The sequence below is a fragment of the Streptomyces sp. SID12488 genome (assembly GCF_010548275.1).
In the GTDB taxonomy this organism is placed as follows: Bacteria; Actinomycetota; Actinomycetes; order Streptomycetales; family Streptomycetaceae; genus Streptomyces.
In genome coordinates, this window is the sequence record NZ_JAAGLT010000004.1 from 252,292 (window position 1) to 270,013 (window position 17,722).

Sequence of the window (17,722 nt, forward strand, 5' to 3'; positions counted from 1 at the left end):
TCTCCACGTTCCCAACGTTCCCTGAGTTCCCCAGTAGCCCCCACCCCCCACCCCCCCCCCACAGGCGCGGGTCGTCCCTCTGCACAGGGGCGGCCCGCGCCCCCCTCGTCTCGCCGCCTACTTGTGCGGTGACGTGACCGCCCTCGCCGCCGCCACCTCCTGGCGCAGCGGCTCCAGCACGCTGTCCGCCGGTCCGCTGAGGTCGGTACGCACCGCGTACAGGGTCTCGACCCGGCGCAGCCCGTCCGACAACTCCCGCAGCTGTGCGACGACCTGGGTGATCTCGGCGTCGGACGGCGGCTTGGCGCCCTGCTTGATGTGGACCCGGGCCGCCGTCGTCGCGTCGACGATGCGTTCCACCGCGACGACCAGGGGCCACCAGGCCGCCGCGCGCCGTCCGGTGGGCGGCGGTTCGGTCAGGGCCCGCTGGAACTCCGTACGGACGACGGAGAGATCGCGGTACAGGCGCCGTCGCATACGTGCCCGTGCCGCACCCTCGGTTTCCGGGCGGAACGCCGAATCCACATAGCGTGCCGTGTCCGCGACCGCGTCGGCGAGGCGGTCGCCGACGCGGGTGTGCCAGCTCTCGGGCCAGAGGAGATAGCCCGCGACCAGCGCGATTCCGCACCCCATGAGGGAGTCGAGGAGCCGGGGCAGCAGCAGGGCCGCGCCCTGGTGGTTGAGGACGTCGGAGAGCAGGAGGATCACCGGGGTGATGGCGGCCGTCTGGTAGCCGTACCCGCGTGGGGTGAGCGCCGGGATCAGCGTGGCGAGGAGAAGGACCACGGGTACGTCCCACCAGCCGCGCGGCACCTGGACGAGCACCCCCGCCGCGATCACCAGCCCCGCGACCGTGCCGAGGGCGCGCAGCAGCGCCCGGGAGAAGACGGAGCCGAAGTCGGGCTTCAGGACGAAGGTGATGGTCAGCGCGACCCAGTACGACCGCGGCACCGGGACGGTCGAGACCAGCACCTGCGCGAGCCCGATGCACAGCGCGAGGCGCAGTCCGTAGCGCCAGGAGTCGCCGGACAGGGCGACGTCCCGGGCCGAGAGGACGGTGCGGGCGCGCAGGGTGGCCGGACGGCCGAGGCGGTCGTCGTCGGCCGCGGCGGTGCGCAGGTCGGGGGAGCGGCTGCCGACCACGTCGGCGGCATGGCGCAGCGCCTGTTCGACGGCGCGCGAGGTGTGGTCGGCCGGGGCGGGGATGTGCAGCCCGGTCGGGCCGGTGTAGCCCGTCTCGACGGCGTCGGCGAGGTGGCGGACCGCCTCCGGGACCTCGGGCGGCAGCGGGCGGCCGGCCTGGTGCGCGGCGGGGGCGGCCTCGACGACCGGGGTGATGGCGTTCAACTGGGCGAGCAGACGGACGAGTTCGGGGCTGCGGCCGTGGTGACGGGCGCGCCGGGCGAGGACGAGGTCGTACGACTTGTTGAGGGACTGGGTGACGGCCTGCCGGGCGTCCTCGTAGCCGTCGGTGGTGCCGGCGGCGAGCAGTTCGGCGACCGTACGGTAGGTCTGCGCGACCGCCGCCCGCTCCGGCACCCCCGACCGCAGCGGCCAGGCGAGCAGGGCCAGTACGAGCACCAGCAGCCCGCCGCCGGACATCAGCGCCGGTGCGAGCCACCAGGCCCCCGGCAGCGGCAGCCCGGCGCCGATCACGGAGTTGAGGAGCAGCAGCAGTCCGGACACGGAGGCCACGGCGCCGATCGTCGAGATCATCCCGGAGACGAGGGCCACGCAGGTGACGGCGGCGACGGCGGCCCAGCCCCGGCCGTACACGAGTGAGCCGAGGGTGACGCCGAGCGCGCCGAAGAACTGGGGGATCGCGATGTTGAGGATGCGCATCCGGTACGCGTCGGCGGTGTCCCCGATGACGCCCGAGAGGGCGCCCATCGAGGCCAGAGCGCCGTAGGCGGCGTGGCCGGTGGCGAGGCCGACGGCCAGGGGCAGCGACATGGCGATGGCGGCGCGGGCCACGGCGGGGCGGTTGACGGGCGGGGCCGGCTGGGGCCGGAGATTCCGCACCAGCCAGTCGGGGGGCGTGAGGCCGATGGGGAACTCGCGGGACATGGGCCCATTATCGCCGTACAGCGTGTTTCCGGACGGGCGCGTCCGCGCTGGTGGCGGGCTGGGTCAGGGGGCTGGGTCAGGGGCCGGGTCGATCCGCGTCGCCAGGAAGCCGGCCAGGGCCCTGTTGAACTCCGCCGGGCGTTCCAGGTTGGGCAGGTGGGCCGCCTGTTCGATCACGTGGAGCGTGGAGTCGGGGAGGGCCGCGTGCATGGCCTCGGCGTCGGATACCGGAGTGAACTCGTCGTCGGCGCCCACGACGACCAGGGCCGGGACGGCGAGCCTGGTCAGCAGGAGGCGGTAGTCGGGGCGTTGCGCACGGCCCCGGAGTGCCGCCGCCGCGCCCCGGGGGTCCGTGGTGGTCATCATGCGGTGGACATGGGCCTTGACGCTCGCGTCGGCGTACGGGGCCACCATCTTCGCCAGCACCTCGTCGGCGTACCCGCCCATGCCCTCGGCGAGCAGGCGGTCCGCCATCGCGTTCCGGGCGAGGCGGCCCTCAGGCGTCTCGGGTGCGGGGAAGGTGTCGGCGAGGACCACGCCCCGGACGCGCTCCGGGAACCGCTGGCAGTACTCCATGACGATCTGGCCGCCCATCGACAGCCCGGCGAGCACACACGACTCGACCCGCGCCTCGTCGAGCAACTCCTCGATGTCCCGCGCGAACCGCGAGAGGGGGGTGGCGGTGTCGAGAGCCGCCGGGGAGGTGCCGTAGCCGCGCAGATCGGGGGCGATGACCTGGCGGGTGGCCGAGAACGCCTCGATCTGCGGGTTCCACATCGTGTGGTCGAAGGGGTGACCGTGAACGAGGACAAGAGGTGCAAGCGGTGCAAGAGGGTCAACAGGATCAAGAGGTGCAGGGGATATAAGGGGCGTTGGACGTGCAATAGGTTCAATGGTTTCAATCGTTTTAATGGGTGCAAGAGGGGTCATGTGAACGACCTTAGATCGCCCCGACTGCTCGGTGCAATAGAATCCTTGCGCTCGGTGCAATGTACGAGAACGGGTACGGGGGATTCATGGACGACTACCGACGCCTCGCCGACCGGATAGCCGACGACATCGCCACCGGACGGCTCCGCCCCGGCGAACGGCTGCCTCCGCAACGGGCGTTCGCGCGTCGGCGCGGGATCGCCGGGTCGACGGCCGGGCGGGTGTACGGCGAGCTCGTGCGCCGTGGACTGGTCGTCGGGGAGGTCGGACGCGGCACGTTCGTCCGGGCAGCGCACCCCGCGCCGGGCGGGCGGGCGCTCGCCGAGCCGGCGTTGGGCAGCACGGCCGCGAGGGGCGGCGCGACGGTCAACCTGGAGCTCAACTATCCGTCCGCGCCCGGCCAGTCGGAGCTGCTCGCCCCGGCGCTCGCGCCTCTCCTGCGCCCCGACGTGCTCACCGAGGCGCTGCGTCCGGCGCCCGCCGCCGGTACCCCCGAGGCCAGGTCGGCGGTCGCCGGGCTGCTCGCCACCCCGGGCTGGCGGCCCGACCCCGACGGCGTCCTCTTCGCGGGCAACGCCCGGCAGGCGATCGCCGCCTCCCTCGCCTCCCTGGTCCGGCCGGGCGGCCGGGTCGGCGTCGAGGCGTTGACGTATCCGCTGGTCAAGGAGATCGCCGTCCGCCTCGGCATCACCCTCGTCCCCCTCGCCATGGACCGGGACGGTCTGCGCCCCGACGCCCTCGCTGCCGCCCACCGCACCGCTCCCCTGTCCGCGCTGTACGTCCAGCCGACGCTGCACAACCCGACGTCGGTGACGATGGGAGAGGAGAGGAAGCGCGAACTGGCCCGTGTGATCCGGGAGTTGGGCGTGCCGGTGGTGGAGGACCGAATCTGGTCGTTCCTCATGGATGCGACGGACGCGACGGATACGGCGGATGCGGGGGAGCCCCTCGCAGCCCGCGTCCCCGAACTGGCCCATGTCGTCGACGGGTTGTCCAAGCGGGTCGCCCCCGGCCTCACCGTGGGCTTTCTCGTCGTACCGCCGGACCGGGCGGAAGCCGTGGCGGCGGCGGTGCGGTCGGGTGGGTGGAGTGCGGGGCGGTTCGCGCTGGAGGCCGGGATGCGGTGGGTCGAGGACGGGACCGTGGCACGGCTCGTGGCCGCCAAGCGGCTGGACGCGGCGCGTCGACAGCGGCTGCTGGCAAGGGAGTTGGCGGAGTTCGGGGGCGCCGTGCGGTCGGATCCGTACGCCTACTACGCCTGGTGGGAGTTGCCCGCGTCCTGGCGGGCGGACACCTTCACGGCCGCCGCGGCGGTGCACGGCATCGCCGTCACGCCCGGGAGTGCCTTCGCCGTGGGTCCGCAGCGGGCGCCGGACGCCGTCAGACTCGGGCTCGCGTCGGCGCCGGAAGCGGACCTGGAGCGGGCGCTGCGGACCCTCGCCGCGATCGCCCGGCGCGGCCGTACCGGTCGGTGACCCACATGCCGAGGGCGACCGTGAGGCCGAGGGCGAGGAGCAGCCAGGAGACCGTGCGCAGGGTGGCCGTCAGGGCGTCGTAGACGGCACCGGCGGCGGGTGCGGAGACGCCCGGCGGCAGGTCGGCGAGGGTGAGGCGGCGGGTGATCACGAGCGCGACGCCGAGCAGCGCCCCGCCGAGCGCCGTACCGAGCGCGGTCGCCGTGATCGCCCGGCGGCGCCGGACGGCGAGTGCGATCCCGGCGACGGCGAGGACGCCGGCCGTCACCGGAAGCCAGAAACCGGCGACTTCGAGCACGCGAAAACCCTTCCGGAGCGGTACGAGATCCTGCGCGGGCAGGACCGCGACCTCGGTGTGTGCGACGGGGATATGACTCGCCAACGGAACATGGTCGGCGGTGAGTTGACGCTTGACCTGGGCGGTGACGGCGGCGAGGTCGATGGTGACGGCGCCCTCGCTGCCGTAACTGCCGTAACCGCCGTGACTGCCGTAGCGGTCGCCGGGGTGTTGTCTGCCGGGGTCGTTCCGCAGGGCGTGCAGCACCGCCTCGTGGGTGGCGCGGTTCGCCGTGTCCCAGGCGGTGCGGAAGGCTTCGGTGCGGGTGAACGAGTGCACCGCGTCCTGCACGAAGTGGTTCACGGTGCCTTCGAGCGGGCCGGCGTCGACCGCGTGCACGATCCCGGCGCCGACGTTGTCCGCGATGGCGTCCTGGACGTACGGGTTCTCGGCGAGCGGCGCCATCGTGGTGACGTACCGGCCGGTGTCGGCGAGCCCGTACGCCGCCCAGGCCGAGAGCGCGCCGAAGGGCAGCAGGAAGCACGCGAGGGCGGTGAGGACGGCCGACAGGACGCTCCGGAGACGGTGAGGCACACGGTGAGACACCCCTCCAGGCAAAGGCCCGGGGGTGGGAAACGCGAGCCGGTTGACCCCATATGACTGCATATGGGTGCGTGGGACAAGCCTCCGTGGTGGAGCCTCCGGTGGAGCGTTCACCCGAACGGGTGTTTCCTGGTTTTGGGGAGAAGGAGGCCGATCATGCCCACCACTCCGGCCCTGCGGATCTTGACCGCGGCCCTGTTCACCGGCGGAATCCTGGCCGCCGTACCCGTCGGCACGGCGCTGGCCGCCATGCCGGCCGGCTCTGACGGCTCTGACGGCTCGGGGGTCCGGGGCACCGTCGTCTCCGCCGGCGAGCTGAACCTGCGACAGCAGCCGACCACCCACTCGCCCGTCGTCGGGTCGCTGTCACCGGGCAGCCACGGCCGCGTCGAGTGCGCGGTCACCGGACAGACCGTGCGCGGGAACCCGCACTGGTACTGGCTGCCCGGCGTCAACGCCTGGGCGAGCGCCGTCTTCATCGACACCGGGGGCCGGTCGGTGCCCAGCTGCACCGACCCCTGCCCGGAGTGGAAGCCGGACTGGAAGGACGACAACCACGGTGACGGTCACGACCACGGCCACGACCGCTGGAGCGCCTCGGGGACGTGGAGCTTCAGCTGGAACGTCACCTTCGGCTGAGATCGCTTCTGATCACCTTCGGCCGGGATCAGCTCACCCGGTGACCGGCCGCGTCCTCGCGGGTGTAGTAGCGGTAGAACAGCACCGCCGACACGGATGCCGCGACCACCAGCGAGTTGCCGCACGACCGCAGCACACTCGCCCCGGTCTGGCTGTACAGGAACCCGAACGCGACCCCGGCGAACGCGCCCCACGCCACCGCGTGCAGCTCGCGCGTCAGTCGCGGCGCCACCGCCCGTACGCCGACCAGAACCGCCATGAACGCCAGCGCGCTCACGAAGCCGAAGAGAACGTTCCAGCCGGTGATGGGACCGCCCTCTCGCCGGTTGGCCGCGGCCCAGAAGCCGTAGACCAGCCCGAGTACGACGGGCAGTGCCCGGTTCACGGCCAGGTGGGCCCGGGCGCTGAAGATGTCGGGAATCGCGGTTCTCCCCGCCTTGCCGGGGATCCCGGACGTTGCTTGAGCCATGAGAGTGTCCTCTCTCCTCGCCCCCGCCCTCCAGAGCACACCTGGAGCGGTCCCCTGGCAAGTCGACAGCGGACATCGGCCGTGTTTCGCTGGGTGCCATGAAGCCGGTGGGCCGGGTGGGCGCCGTGGGCACGGACGAGGGGCCCGCCTTCTCGGCGCCCCTCTCCGCCGGGCGCGGATTCGGCTGGGTGCCGCCGCTGGTGCTGCTCGTCGTGATCGCGGTCCTCGACTGGAACACCACCGGCGAGTTCCGGATCATCTCCTGGATCGTGCTGGTGCCGGGGATCGCCGCCGCGCTCTGCCGGGTGACGGGCACCGTCGTCTTCGCCGGCCTGTCCCTCGGCACCTATGTCTTCGTCGACGGTGCCTGGCCGCACCAGTACCAGACCGGGCTGCCCGACTTCATCCTCGTCGGCCTCGGCGGGGTGCTCGCCGTCCTCGCCTGTGTGGTCCGGCTGCGCGGTGAGCGGCGCATGCTGCACATGCGGGACGTCGCCGAGACCACCCGTCGTACGGTGCTGCGTCCGCTGCCGCCGGGCTGGGGAGGCCTCGACCACGCGGCGGTGTATCTCGCAGCCGACGCCTTCGCCCGCGTCGGCGGCGACTTCTACGACATCCAGCCCGGCCCGCACGGCACCCGGGTCCTCATCGGTGACGTCCAGGGCAAGGGGCTCGGCGCGGTCGAGGCGGCGGCGGCCCTGCTCGGCACGTTCCGCGAGGCCGGGTACCACGAACCGGTGCTCGCGGGGGTCGCGGAACGCCTGGAGGTACGGATGCTGCGGCACATCCGCTACCGGGCGGCCGTCGGGCGGGACGACGGCGACCGGTTCGCCACGGCCGTCCTCATCGGCTTCCCCCGGGAGGGTGAGACCGGGCTGGTGGTCGAGGTCGTCAACTTCGGGCACGAGCCTTCCCTGATCGTGTCACCCGACGGGGTACGGAGCCTGCCGCCGGGAGACGGACTCCCGCTCGGGCTCAGTGAGTTGACCTCGGGCGAGGGCGGGCTGCCGTCCGTGTTCCGGGTGCCGCTCGGCGCCGCGGAGACCCTGCTCCTCGTCACCGACGGTGTCACCGAGGCCCGGGACGCCGACGGCACCTTCTTCCCGCTGCGCGAACGCGTCGCCGACGCCGTCGCCGCCGATCCGCGCATCGCCGATCCGCAGCGGCTGGTGGCGTTCGTACGGGACGGCACGCTGCGGCACTGCGGTGGGCGTCTCGCCGACGACACGACGGTGTTCGCGGTGCGGGCGGCTGACGGTGTGGCGGACGGCGCGGCTGACCCCGGGTCAGGTACAAGCCGTGCATAGGGGGCCATAGCCGTACCGCCAATCCCCCTTCGCAGTCGCACCGGTTACGGTGCTGCCTAGGGATGTGACGGACGTCAAGGAGGTGAGGGGGCGACCATGAGTGGCGCAACGGGTTCGATGGGCTCGCCGACCGGGACCGCGCTGCTGCTCGCCGCCTCGCCCGTGGGCAAGGGCTGTCTCGTGGACGCGGTGTCCGTGCTGCCCGTCCTCGCCGCCGTCGCTCCCGCCGTGCTGGCCGGCACCGACACCGCGAACGTCGTCGAACTCGCCGACCCGCTGGAGCCGCAGGCCGTACTCACCCGGCTGCGCGCCGCCGCGATGACTCCCGGGCCGCTCACCGTCTTCCTCACCGGGCAACTCCAACTCGACCGCAAACAGCACCTTCCGCATCTCGCCCTGGCCCGCACGACCCCCGCGACGGTCCGCTACACCGCGTTCCCCTGGCACTGGATCGCCGAAGAACTGCGGTTGCGGGCGCCGGGGACGACGACCCTGTTCCTCGACCTGCACGCCGACGCCGCCGCCTGGCAGTACCTCACGGGGCGGCCGTTCGGTGCGGGGCGGGGAGTGAGCGTGTACGGGAGGGTGGCTCCGCCGCCGCCCCGGCGCGCGGTGGCCGTGCCGACGTACATGAAGACGGTCGCGACGATTCTGCGCAGCGGGTACCGGCCCGAGGCGGGGCGGTTGCATCAGCAGGCGCTCGGGCGTTTGTCGTCGGAGGGCGCGGCTTACGGGGATGTGGTGCTGGCGTGGGATGCGGTGTCCGGTGCGGGTGTGAACGCCGGGTTTGTTTCGCCCCCGCCGCCCCTACCCGTCCCGTCCCAGGGAGGCTCCGCCCCCAGACCCCCGGCTGCGGGTGGGTGGGTGGTGGATCGGCCCGAAGGGCCTCGTCCTCAAACTCCCCCAGAGGGGGGACCCCCAGACGGGCTGGTAGTGCCGGTCGGCGCTGAAAGGGCGCCCGGCGGAGCCGGAGAAGTGTCCGGTCCAGCGGAGTTGGCAAGCCCGGTCGAGACGGCAGGCCCAGCCAAACAGCTGGCCCCGGCCGACAACGCAACCCCAGCCAAGCCGCTCGCCCCAGTTCAACAGGCGGCCCCGGCACAACAGTTGGCCCCAGTCGCAGACGCACCCCGTCGGCTGGCCCTCGTCCAGGACGGCGACCCGCACTCCTTCATCACCTCCGCCGTGCAGGCAGGGCGGCACGGTGACGCCGACGCGCTCGCTGCCGAGCGGGAACAGGCGGTCTCCCGTTCTCACGGCCCCGCCTCCGAGGAGGCGTTGCACTGGACCGAGGTCCGGGCCGATCTCGCGATGTTCGCCGGGGACCCGGCCCGGAGCTGCCGGGCCTGGCTGACCGTCGCCCGTACGCGACTCAGGGCCGGGCAGGCGCCGGACGCGCCCGCTGTCGAGGCGGCCGTCGACCGGGCCCACCACCAGTGGACGAGCCTCGGTGAGAGCGCCGACGCGCGTGAACTCGGCCCGGTGATCGTCGAGTTGAGGCGTCGCGTGCCCGGCCGGCGCGAAGGGGCCGTACGGCATGCCGAGCGGCAGCTGGAGCGGCTGGAGTCGGCTCAGCACGTGCCCGGTTAGGCCACGGTCAGGCCGGCGACAGCACAGCCAGCGCCCCCGACACCAACGTCCGTACTCCCGGTGCGACCGTCGACAGGTCCGGGGCGAACAGTGGGCTGTGGTTGCTCGGTACCGCCGCGAGCTTCGCCATCAGGTCGTCGCCGCCCTCCGCCGCGTTCCAGACCTCTCCCGGTGTGGTCGTCACGAACCAGTAGGCGTAGGGGAGTTGGTCCGTCGCCAGGTGGGCGAAGTCCTCGCTGCCCATGGCCGGGCCGGGGTCGAAGACCGTGCCCGCGCCGAAGACCTCCCGGTGGACGGAGGCCACCCGCTCGTCGAGCGTCGCGTCGTTGACCGTCACCGGGAAGGTCGCGCCGACCTGGATCTCCGGCTCGCGCGGGCAGCCCGCCGCCAGGCACTCGCCCTGGGCGATACGCCTGATCGAGGCCAGCATGCGGTCGCGTACGTCGGTCGACTGGGTGCGCAGGTTCAGGCCGATACGGGCCGTCGCCGGGATGATGTTGTGCCGGGTGCCCGCCTCGATCACGCCGACCGTCAGGACGGCGGAGTCGCGCGCCGCGATCTCGCGCGAGACGACCGTCTGGAGACGCGTGACGATGTAGGCCGCCGTCACCACCGGGTCGACCGTCGTCTCGGGGCGGGAGCCGTGGCCGCCCCGGCCGTGTACGACGATGTCGACGTCCGTCGACGCGGACATGATCAGGCCGGGGACGTGGGGGTAGAGGCCGGCGGGCCCGGGTGCCGCGTGCTGCCCCAGCAGTGCGTCCGGCCGCGGGAAACGCTCGTACAGGCCGTCCGCCAGCATCGCCCGCGCGCCCTCGCCCGTCTCCTCGGCGGGCTGGCCGACCAGCACCAGCGTGCCTCGCCAGGTGTCCCGGCCCGCTGCCAGGGCCTGGGCCGCCCCCGCCAGCCAGGTCACATGCAGGTCGTGGCCGCAGGCGTGCATCACACCCGGGACCGTGGAGGCGTACGGCAGGCCGGTCTCCTCGCTCACCGGGAGCGCGTCCATGTCGGCGCGGAGCAGGACCGTCGGGCCCTCGCCGCCCCGCAGGACGCCCACGACGCCGGTGCCGCCGACGCCCTCCGTCGTCTCGTACCCGGACTTTCGCAGGGAGTCCGCCAGCCTGGCCGCCGTGCGGTGTTCCGCCAGGGACAGTTCCGGGTGGCTGTGCAGGTCGCGGTAGAGGTCCTCCAGGGCCGGGACCGGGAGGTCGGCGGTGAGGTCGAGCGCGGTGCGGGCGGCGGGCGAGGTCGGAGAGGTCACGGGGGCAGCGTATGTCTCCGACATGTGGGCCCGGTCACTCGTTCGGCCGCGCACCCACGGCCGTCGGCCGGCGTCGCTGGTATCCACGAGGAGGGGGGCCGGCAGCACCCGATCACCTACCGAAGGAAGACCACCCATGGTCAGCAGCACCCGTGCCGGCAGCGGCACCAGTCTCGCCGTCGACTTCACCCAGGGGCTCAACGACGCCTGGTCGAAGATCGCCACGTTCGTGCCGAAACTCATCGCGTTCCTCATCATCCTGGCCATCGGCTGGTTCGTGTCGAAGCTGATCGCCCGGGTCCTGGACCGCGTCCTGCGCAAGGTCGGTTCGGAGAAACTGGCCGAACGGGCCGGTACCGCACAGCTGTTGCGGGACTCCGCGTACGACCTGACCGGGATCGTCTGCCGAATCGTCTACTACGCGCTGATGCTGATCACGCTCCAGCTCGCGCTCGGTGTCTTCGGCGCCAACCCGGTCAGCACGATGATCAACGGCATCGTGGCCTGGCTGCCGCGCGGCATCGTGGCCGTGGTCCTCATCGTCGTGGCGATGGCCATCGCCAACGCGGTGCGCGGGATCGTCGCCGGCGCGCTCTCGTCCGTCTCGTACGGGCGTACGGTCGCCACCGTCGTCTGGGGCTGCATCCTGGCGCTGGGTGTCATCGCCGCCCTCGGCCAGGCGGGCATCGCCCGTGACGTCACCCGCCCGGTGCTGTACGCGGCGCTCGCCGTGGTCGTCGGCATCCTGGTCGTCGGCGTCGGCGGCGGCATGATCGCGCCGATGCGGCAGCGCTGGGAGCGGATGCTCACGGCGGCCGAGCGGGAGACCGTGACCGCCAAGGGGAGTGTCAGCGCCTATCAGGCGGGCCGCGCGGACGCCCTCGGCAACCAGCCGGTCCGGGAACGGACCGACCTGCCGCCGCGCGACATGTGAGCGACATGTAGCCGGTGCGCAGTACGGAAGATGGTGCCGCCGGTGGGACGGCGCGGGGGAGCTCTGGTCCCACCGGCGGCTGCTCAGGAGGGCCCGGGCTTCACTGACCCGGGCTTCACGGACCCTGTTGTCAGAACGCGGGGATGGCCGCCGCGGCGCGGCTGTCGGCGTTCCGGGCCTTGTTGATGTTGCTCTGCAGGTTGCCGGTCAGCGGGAAGTTGGCGTCGCCCCACTGGGAGTTCCACAGCGCGTTGCGCGGCGCGTCGGCCATGTTCTCCATGGTGACCAGGGCGGGCCGGTCCCAGCCGCCGTTGCCCCAGGCGTGCGCCACCTCGTCCCACTTGGCGAAGCGGAAGGCGTGGGTGCTCGCGCCGTCCTTGTGGTAGACGATCTTGACGCGGTTGCCGTCCATCGGCACCTCGTTGATCGGGTGGGTGCTGTAGCCGCCGTGCCGGGAGGCCGCGAGGTAGCTGGGACGCTCGTCGCCCTGCTTCTGGAAGACGACGACGGACTCCCAGTCGTGGCGGTGCCCGAAGGCGTCGGCGCCGTTCAGCGTCTGGTCCTTCTCGAAGTAGAGCCCGTACACGTAGGCGCACCAGCCGTTCTTGCACCAGCCCTGCGAGTACGTGTTGGCCTTGCCGAGGTGGTCGGTCCGGCAGCCGCCGGTGATCGAGCCGCTGTTGTTGAGACCGCCGTTGAGCCTGCCGCTCGCGTCGACGGCCGCCGCGGGGAAGCAGCTGTCCGTGTCGTAGTCCCAGACCGGCTGGTACTTCTTCTGGAAGGTGCTCGCGTTCTCCGGCAGGGGGGTCAGGATCGCGGCGGACGCGCTCGTCGAGATACCGACGGTCAGGGCGCCGGCGCTGACCGCGATGAGCGCGGCCCGGCCGAGACGGGACGTCCTGCTGCCGTACGTGCTGCTGATCCGCGTCCTGCCGCTGTGCGTGGATGCCTTGAACATGTGCGGGTGCTCTCCACTTGGTCGTGCCGGGAATACGGCTCGGTCGTGCCGTGAAGTCCGGCGTGGCGGGTCCGACACTGGCACCTGGAAAGTTGACTGGCACCCCTCTCACCGGGCCGTTCAATTCCGTCGCCGGGAGTTCGTGTTCACCGCCCCGACCGTTTGCCTTGTGAACAGGTATGGCGCTCGGAGCGTTTTTCCCTGTGATGTGGCTCCTGTGTGATGCGGCTCCTGTGCGGTGCACGCGGTACGGGAATGGGGAGGGTGGAGCTCATGGGGCGTCCCGAGAGACCTGTGGACCCGCAGGCCGGTCCGGTGCAGCGGTTCGCCCATGAGCTGCGGGAGCTGCGGCGGACGGCGGGCGGACCCTCGTACCGGCTGATGGCCGAGGCGGCCGGGTTCTCCGCGGCGACCCTGTCCGAGGCGGCGCGCGGGGAGCGGCTGCCGTCGCTCGCGGTGGTCCAGGGGTATGTCCGGGCGTGCGGGGGCGACCCGGGTGAGTGGGAGTCGCGCTGGAAGGATGCCGAGGGCGAGGTCGCGTCCGCCGCCCGCGGCGACGACGGGGACACCGCGGCGCCGTACCGGGGGCTGGCCCCCTTCGACGAGGGCGACCGGGAGCTGTTCTTCGGGCGGGACGGACTGGTCGGCGAGCTGCTGCGGCTGGTCCGGGAGCACCGGTTCGCGGTGGTGTTCGGAGCGTCGGGCAGCGGGAAGTCCTCGCTGCTGCGGGCCGGGCTGATACCCCGCCTCCAGCAGGAGTGCGGCCCTGCCGTGCTGCGGGTGATCACGCCCGGCGAGCGGCCCGCCGAGACGTACGGACACCTGCTGGTCCCGAAGGACGACGACCCGGAGAGCTGGGTGGTCGTCGACCAGTTCGAGGAGGTCTTCACGCTGTGCCACGACCGCGCCGAGCGGGCCCGGTTCGTCGACCTCCTGCTGGCCGCCCGGAACCCGGACAACCGGCTGCGGGTACTCGTGTCCGTACGGGCCGACTTCTACGCCCGCTGCGCCGAGCACCGGGAGCTGGCGGACGCGCTCGGCGGGGCCGGGCTGCTGGTCGGGGCGATGACGGCGGACGAACTGCGGGAGGCGGTGACCCGGCCGGCGGCGGCCGTCGGGCTGCTGGTCGAGCGCGAACTGACCGCACGGATCGTCGAGGAGGTACTGGACCGGCCGGGCGCGCTGCCGATGCTGTCGCACGTGCTGCTGGAGATCTGGCGGCGGCGCCGGGGCCGGCTGCTGACCCTGGCCGCGTACGAGGCGGCGGGCGGGGTGCGCGGGGCGATCGCGGCGAGTGCCGAGGAGGTGTACGGGCAGCTCACCCCCGCCCAGGCGCGCAGCGCCCGGCAGTTGCTGCTGCGGATGGTCGAGCCGGGGCAGGGCAGCGCGGACACCCGGCGCCCGCTGACCCGCGCCGAACTGGCCGAGTCGGCGACCGACCACCACGTGCCCGTGGTGGTGGAACGGCTGGCCCGCGCCCGCCTGCTGACCGTCGACGAGGACGGCGTACAGCTCGCGCACGAGGCGCTGATCACCTGCTGGCCGAGGCTGCGCGACTGGATCGAGGCGGACCGGGAGTGGCTGAGCCACCATCGGCGGCTGGCCGAGGAGACCCGGCTCTGGCTGGAGAACGACCGCGACCCGGGCGCGCTGGTCCGGGGCAGCAGGCTGGCCCGCGCCGAGGAACTGTTCGCCGGTGAACCGGACGGGGAACAGGGCCGGCTGACCCCGCCCGAGCGGGAGTTCCTCGACACCGCGCTGGCGGCCCGCGTCGCGGAGTCCAGGGCCGCCACCCGCGCGACCCGGCGCTCCCGGGTCCTGGTCGCCGCGCTGTCCGCCGTACTGGCGGTGGCCCTGATGGGTGGCCTGACCGCCTGGCACCTGAGCGCCGACAACGCCCGTCACCACACCGACCTCGCCGCGCGCCGGGTCGCGGACCTCGCCGACGCGATGCGGACGACCGACCCGCGCACCGCGATGCTGCTGAGCGTCGCGGCCTGGCGCATCTCCCCGTTGCCCGAGGCCCGCCGGGCGCTGCTCGGCTCCCTCGCCCAGCCGGAACACGCCGTCTTCACCGACCCGGCACCGGGCGACGGCCCGGCCCGTTTCCTCGCCGACTCCGGCCGTACGCTCCTCAGCGTCGACGGCCGCATCTGGCGGACCTGGAACGTGGCCGGCACCCGCCCGATCGCCTCCGGACGGCTCCCGGCGGGTGAGGTGGTCGCGGCCGGCCCCGACGCCCGGGTCCTCGCGGTCGCCGGGGACGACGGCATCCGCCTGTGGGACACGGCCACCGCCCGCTGGACCGGCGAGCGGAGTCCTCTCCCCTTCACCTCCGTCACCCACATCGCGGCGGGCGCCTACCTCGTCGGCGACATCGACGACGACCGGGTACGCGTGCGGTCCGTCACCGACGGCAGGGTGCTGTTCGAGGAACGGGTGGCGGGCGGCGGCCTGGTCACCCCGGCCGTGAGCGCCGACGGCCGCCTGGTCGCCGTCTGCCCGGAGGGCGGGTCCCCGCAGGTCTGGGACATCGCCCGCCACCGCGCCCTGCCCGGCGCCTGGGACCGGACCCGCGGCCTGTGCGACGAGGCGGCGGCGACGGCTCTGGTGTTCGGCTCCGTCGGCGGCGACCGGCTCGCCGCGCTCTCCGAGTCAGGCGTGACGGTCTGGGACACCGCGTCCGGCCGTGAGGTCGCCCACCTCGCCGAACCGGGCGCGCAGCGGGCCGCGTTCACCCCGGACGGCGCCTTCCTCGCGACCGCCGGCGGCGCCGAGATCCGGGTGTGGCGACTGTCCGACCCGGCGGCCCCCGTGTTCCGGCACCCCCTCAGCAACCAGCATCTGTACGGGATTTCCTGGGACCCGACCCGCCCGACCACCCTGCGCTACCTCGAAGGCGGCGCCGTCCACTGCCTGGAACTGGGCATGGCGGTCACCCCCGACTGGCGCGCGGACCCCCTCACAGCGGTACGTGTGAGCCCGGACGCCCGTACGTACGCCACCGCCCGACTCGTCGACGGCCGCTACCGTTTCGAACTCCGGGCCACCTCCGACAGCCGCCTCCTGCGCACCCTCCCCGCCCCGCCGCCGCCCGTCTCGGCCGACCCCGCAGAGCCGGTGATCCCGGAGAACATGGTGGCCCTGCTCGCGTTCAGCCCCGATGGCCACGCGCTCTCGTACGGTGTCTCGGCGCCCGGCAGGGAGGCGGCCCCGCAACGCTTCACGGTCTGGGACACGGCCCGGGACCGGCCCCGCGCGGCCCTGGACCTCGCGACCCCCGAATCCACCGCCCCGGTGGTCGCCCTGGCCCTGGGGCCCGGCGGCTCCACCCTGTACGCGGCCCGGCTGCCGGTCCTGGGCGACGTGACCGACGAGGCGTGGGACACCGCAACCGGCCACCGAACCACCGTCCTCACCGGGCTCGGCAGCACCCACCTGGCCGTGCGCCCCGACGGCCGCCTCCTCGTCGGTGACAACCGCACCGCCCCACTGCCCTCCGGGAAGGCCGGGGGGAAGGGCCTCGTCCAGGGCGAACAGATCGGCGCCCTCGCCTTCGCCGCCGACGGCTCACGTCTCGCCGCGGGCGACCTGACCGGCCGAGTGGCCCTGTGGGACGGGGAGTTGAGCGACCGTACGGGCATCCTGCGCAACGTCTTCCCCGCTCCCCTGGGTGAGGAGGCGGAGGCGGTGAGCGCGCTGGCCGTCAGCCCCGACGGCGCCACCCTGGCCGTCGGGGGCGGCGCCGGCACCCTCCAGCTCTGGGACATCGCCACCCAACAGCCCCTGGGCGGCCCGCTGACCACACCGGGCGAGCCGATCGACACCCTCGCCTTCAGCGCCGACAGCGGCACCCTGTTGGCGGGTAGCGCCCATGTCCCGCTCCAGCGGTACGCCGTCGACCCGGAACGGGCGGTCACCCTGGTGTGCGCCCGGGCGAGCGCGGGGGCGCCCACCGGGGCGGACCTCTCGCGGGAGCAGTGGCGGACGTACGTACCGGAGGTGAAGTACCGCCGGGTGTGCGTCAGTTGAATCAGTTGAACGGGTCGAGCGTGATGTACGCCGTCTGCGGGGAGCCGTCGTTGACCAGCGACTCGTGGTTGCCGACGTCGTCGAAGGCGAAGGCGTACGCCTTGCCGTCGGCCATCTGGGCGTGGATCTTCCGGGCGTAGTGGTTGGTCACCGCGTCCTGGTAGAAACCTGCCGAACTCGTGTCGGGCTGGCTGGAGTTGGTCAGAAGCGTGGAACGGTTGTAACCGGCGCACAGGGTGCGGGAGATCGGGCCGCGCACCAGGTCGTTCGGCGCGTCCAGGAACTTGTGGCAGCCGAAGATGCTGTCGGCGTCCGGCTTCTGGAAGGTGGTGACGACGGCACCGGAGCTGTTGGTGAAGTTCATGACGTTGCCGGAGACCCTGCCGTAGTACTTGGTGGCCGGCTGGTCGGCGAACGGTGTCACCGTGAGGGTCGAGCCCGCGTATTTGCTCCACACGCGGTTGACGTAGTCGTCCATGACAGTGCTCGGCAGGGCGCCGGACTCGATGCCGTGACCGGGCGAGAGGGCGCGCAGGATCGTGCCGTCGGACCGGGTCCGGACGAGGTTGGCCCACCCGCCGGGCTGACCCTTCAGGGCGTTGTAGAACCCGGCGTAGCCGCCCGCCTTCAGATGGCCGGTGTTCTTCACGGCACCCGAGGTGTTCTTGACGCCGACCGCGTACGGGGCCGAGAACATGTCCACCTGCGTGCTGTTGAGCCACAGGCCGGCGTCGTTCAGCGTGTACTCGGTCCAGTTGAAGAGGATGTTCGCGTTGGGGTCGGAGGGGTTCTGCACGGCCGGCTGCACGAGACCGCCGGTGGTCAGCTTGAAGACCAGCTTCTGGCCGTAGGAGAAGTAGACGCGGCCGGAGAACTTCGGCATCCGGAGCGTCATCGACTGTCCGTCGGCCGGTCCGGCGATCGAGGCGTCGGGCGCGGGGGTCGGGGGGTTGCCGCCGACTGGCCAGGCGTGGAACGTGCCGCTCGCGTCGGCCCAGCCCTGCTGACCGGTCGAGAGCAGGGTCCCGATGTTGTAGACGTAGATCTGGTCGCCGCGCCCGGAGTTGTTCTTGAACTCGAGCGGGATGGTGGTGGGCACGGCTGCTTCGGCGCGGGAGGACGCCGGGCCCGCGACCGTGAGCCCCACGCCGACGGCCCCGGCGGCGACCAGGGGCACCAGCAC

The 17,722-nt window shown here is 72.8% G+C and carries 13 protein-coding genes; 6 read left to right on the forward strand and 7 right to left on the reverse strand.

Features of this window, described 5'->3' with window-relative positions:
• Positions 1 to 117 precede the first annotated feature (117 nt).
• A complete protein-coding gene (locus G3I56_RS09280) occupies positions 118 to 2,067 on the reverse strand; it encodes an FUSC family protein (RefSeq protein ID WP_164408404.1) in 1,950 nt (649 codons plus the stop codon).
• Between the two features lie 63 nt (positions 2,068 to 2,130).
• A complete protein-coding gene (locus G3I56_RS09285) occupies positions 2,131 to 2,931 on the reverse strand; it encodes an alpha/beta hydrolase (protein WP_343239916.1) in 801 nt (266 codons plus the stop codon).
• Positions 2,932 to 3,083: 152 nt separating this feature from the next.
• Here G3I56_RS09285 and G3I56_RS09290 point away from each other — a divergent pair, with 152 nt between their 5' ends.
• Entirely contained in the window at positions 3,084 to 4,472 is a 1,389-nt protein-coding gene (locus G3I56_RS09290) for a PLP-dependent aminotransferase family protein (RefSeq protein WP_164408525.1), read from the forward strand.
• Here G3I56_RS09290 and G3I56_RS09295 read toward each other — a convergent pair.
• Positions 4,378 to 5,343, reverse strand: a complete 966-nt coding sequence (locus G3I56_RS09295; RefSeq protein WP_164408406.1) for a hypothetical protein — start codon at positions 5,341 to 5,343, stop codon at positions 4,378 to 4,380. The genes G3I56_RS09290 and G3I56_RS09295 overlap by 95 nt on opposite strands.
• Before the next feature lie 165 nt (positions 5,344 to 5,508).
• Here G3I56_RS09295 and G3I56_RS09300 point away from each other — a divergent pair, with 165 nt between their 5' ends.
• Positions 5,509 to 5,991 (forward strand): SH3 domain-containing protein, encoded by a 483-nt coding sequence (locus tag G3I56_RS09300; protein ID WP_164408407.1) that lies wholly within the window; start codon positions 5,509 to 5,511, stop codon positions 5,989 to 5,991.
• 28 nt (positions 5,992 to 6,019) lie between these two features.
• Here G3I56_RS09300 and G3I56_RS09305 read toward each other — a convergent pair whose 3' ends face one another.
• A complete protein-coding gene (locus G3I56_RS09305; RefSeq protein WP_164408408.1) occupies positions 6,020 to 6,460 on the reverse strand; it encodes a hypothetical protein in 441 nt (146 codons plus the stop codon).
• 107 nt (positions 6,461 to 6,567) lie between these two features.
• Between G3I56_RS09305 and G3I56_RS09310 the strand changes: the two genes are divergently transcribed.
• Both G3I56_RS09310 and G3I56_RS09315 read left to right on the forward strand, forming a co-directional pair.
• Positions 6,568 to 7,767, forward strand: coding sequence for a PP2C family protein-serine/threonine phosphatase (locus G3I56_RS09310; protein WP_164408526.1), 1,200 nt, complete (start codon positions 6,568 to 6,570; stop codon positions 7,765 to 7,767).
• A gap of 96 nt (positions 7,768 to 7,863) precedes the next feature.
• Positions 7,864 to 9,354 (forward strand): hypothetical protein, encoded by a 1,491-nt coding sequence (locus G3I56_RS09315; protein WP_164408409.1) that lies wholly within the window; start codon positions 7,864 to 7,866, stop codon positions 9,352 to 9,354.
• A gap of 7 nt (positions 9,355 to 9,361) precedes the next feature.
• Here the strand turns inward: G3I56_RS09315 and G3I56_RS09320 are convergent, their stop codons facing one another.
• The gene (locus tag G3I56_RS09320) at positions 9,362 to 10,615 is read right to left on the reverse strand and encodes an amidohydrolase (protein ID WP_343239906.1); all 1,254 of its coding nucleotides are present in this window, start codon (positions 10,613 to 10,615) and stop codon (positions 9,362 to 9,364) included.
• 136 nt (positions 10,616 to 10,751) lie between these two features.
• Here G3I56_RS09320 and G3I56_RS09325 point away from each other — a divergent pair, with 136 nt between their 5' ends.
• Positions 10,752 to 11,549, forward strand: a complete 798-nt coding sequence (locus G3I56_RS09325; protein WP_164408411.1) for a hypothetical protein — start codon at positions 10,752 to 10,754, stop codon at positions 11,547 to 11,549.
• A gap of 130 nt (positions 11,550 to 11,679) precedes the next feature.
• On the opposite strand, the gene G3I56_RS09330 is transcribed toward G3I56_RS09325, so the two are convergent.
• Positions 11,680 to 12,507: an NPP1 family protein gene (locus G3I56_RS09330; RefSeq protein ID WP_164408412.1), complete on the reverse strand. Its 828-nt coding sequence runs from the start codon at positions 12,505 to 12,507 to the stop codon at positions 11,680 to 11,682.
• Between the two features lie 273 nt (positions 12,508 to 12,780).
• Here G3I56_RS09330 and G3I56_RS09335 point away from each other — a divergent pair, with 273 nt between their 5' ends.
• Positions 12,781 to 16,539 carry a hypothetical protein gene (locus tag G3I56_RS09335; protein WP_164408413.1) on the forward strand — a complete coding sequence of 1,253 codons (3,759 nt, stop codon included), beginning with the start codon at positions 12,781 to 12,783 and terminating at the stop codon, positions 16,537 to 16,539.
• 1 nt (position 16,540) lies between these two features.
• On the opposite strand, the gene G3I56_RS09340 is transcribed toward G3I56_RS09335, so the two are convergent.
• Complete coding sequence (locus G3I56_RS09340) at positions 16,541 to 17,716, reverse strand: glycoside hydrolase family 64 protein (protein WP_164408527.1); 1,176 nt, start codon at positions 17,714 to 17,716, stop codon at positions 16,541 to 16,543.
• Between the last annotated feature and the right edge of the window lie 6 nt (positions 17,717 to 17,722).

What these genes read in the sequence shown, in the direction of transcription:
- G3I56_RS09280 (WP_164408404.1), bottom strand. Translation starts at nt 2,067, where the DNA reads ATGTCCCGCGAGTTCCCCATCGGCCTCACGCCCCCCGACTGGCTGGTG.
- G3I56_RS09290 (WP_164408525.1), top strand. Translation starts at nt 3,084, where the DNA reads ATGGACGACTACCGACGCCTCGCCGACCGGATAGCCGACGACATCGCC.
- G3I56_RS09300 (WP_164408407.1), top strand. Translation starts at nt 5,509, where the DNA reads ATGCCCACCACTCCGGCCCTGCGGATCTTGACCGCGGCCCTGTTCACC.
- G3I56_RS09305 (WP_164408408.1), bottom strand. Translation starts at nt 6,460, where the DNA reads ATGGCTCAAGCAACGTCCGGGATCCCCGGCAAGGCGGGGAGAACCGCG.
- G3I56_RS09315 (WP_164408409.1), top strand. Translation starts at nt 7,864, where the DNA reads ATGAGTGGCGCAACGGGTTCGATGGGCTCGCCGACCGGGACCGCGCTG.
- G3I56_RS09325 (WP_164408411.1), top strand. Translation starts at nt 10,752, where the DNA reads ATGGTCAGCAGCACCCGTGCCGGCAGCGGCACCAGTCTCGCCGTCGAC.
- G3I56_RS09330 (WP_164408412.1), bottom strand. Translation starts at nt 12,507, where the DNA reads ATGTTCAAGGCATCCACGCACAGCGGCAGGACGCGGATCAGCAGCACG.
- G3I56_RS09335 (WP_164408413.1), top strand. Translation starts at nt 12,781, where the DNA reads ATGGGGCGTCCCGAGAGACCTGTGGACCCGCAGGCCGGTCCGGTGCAG.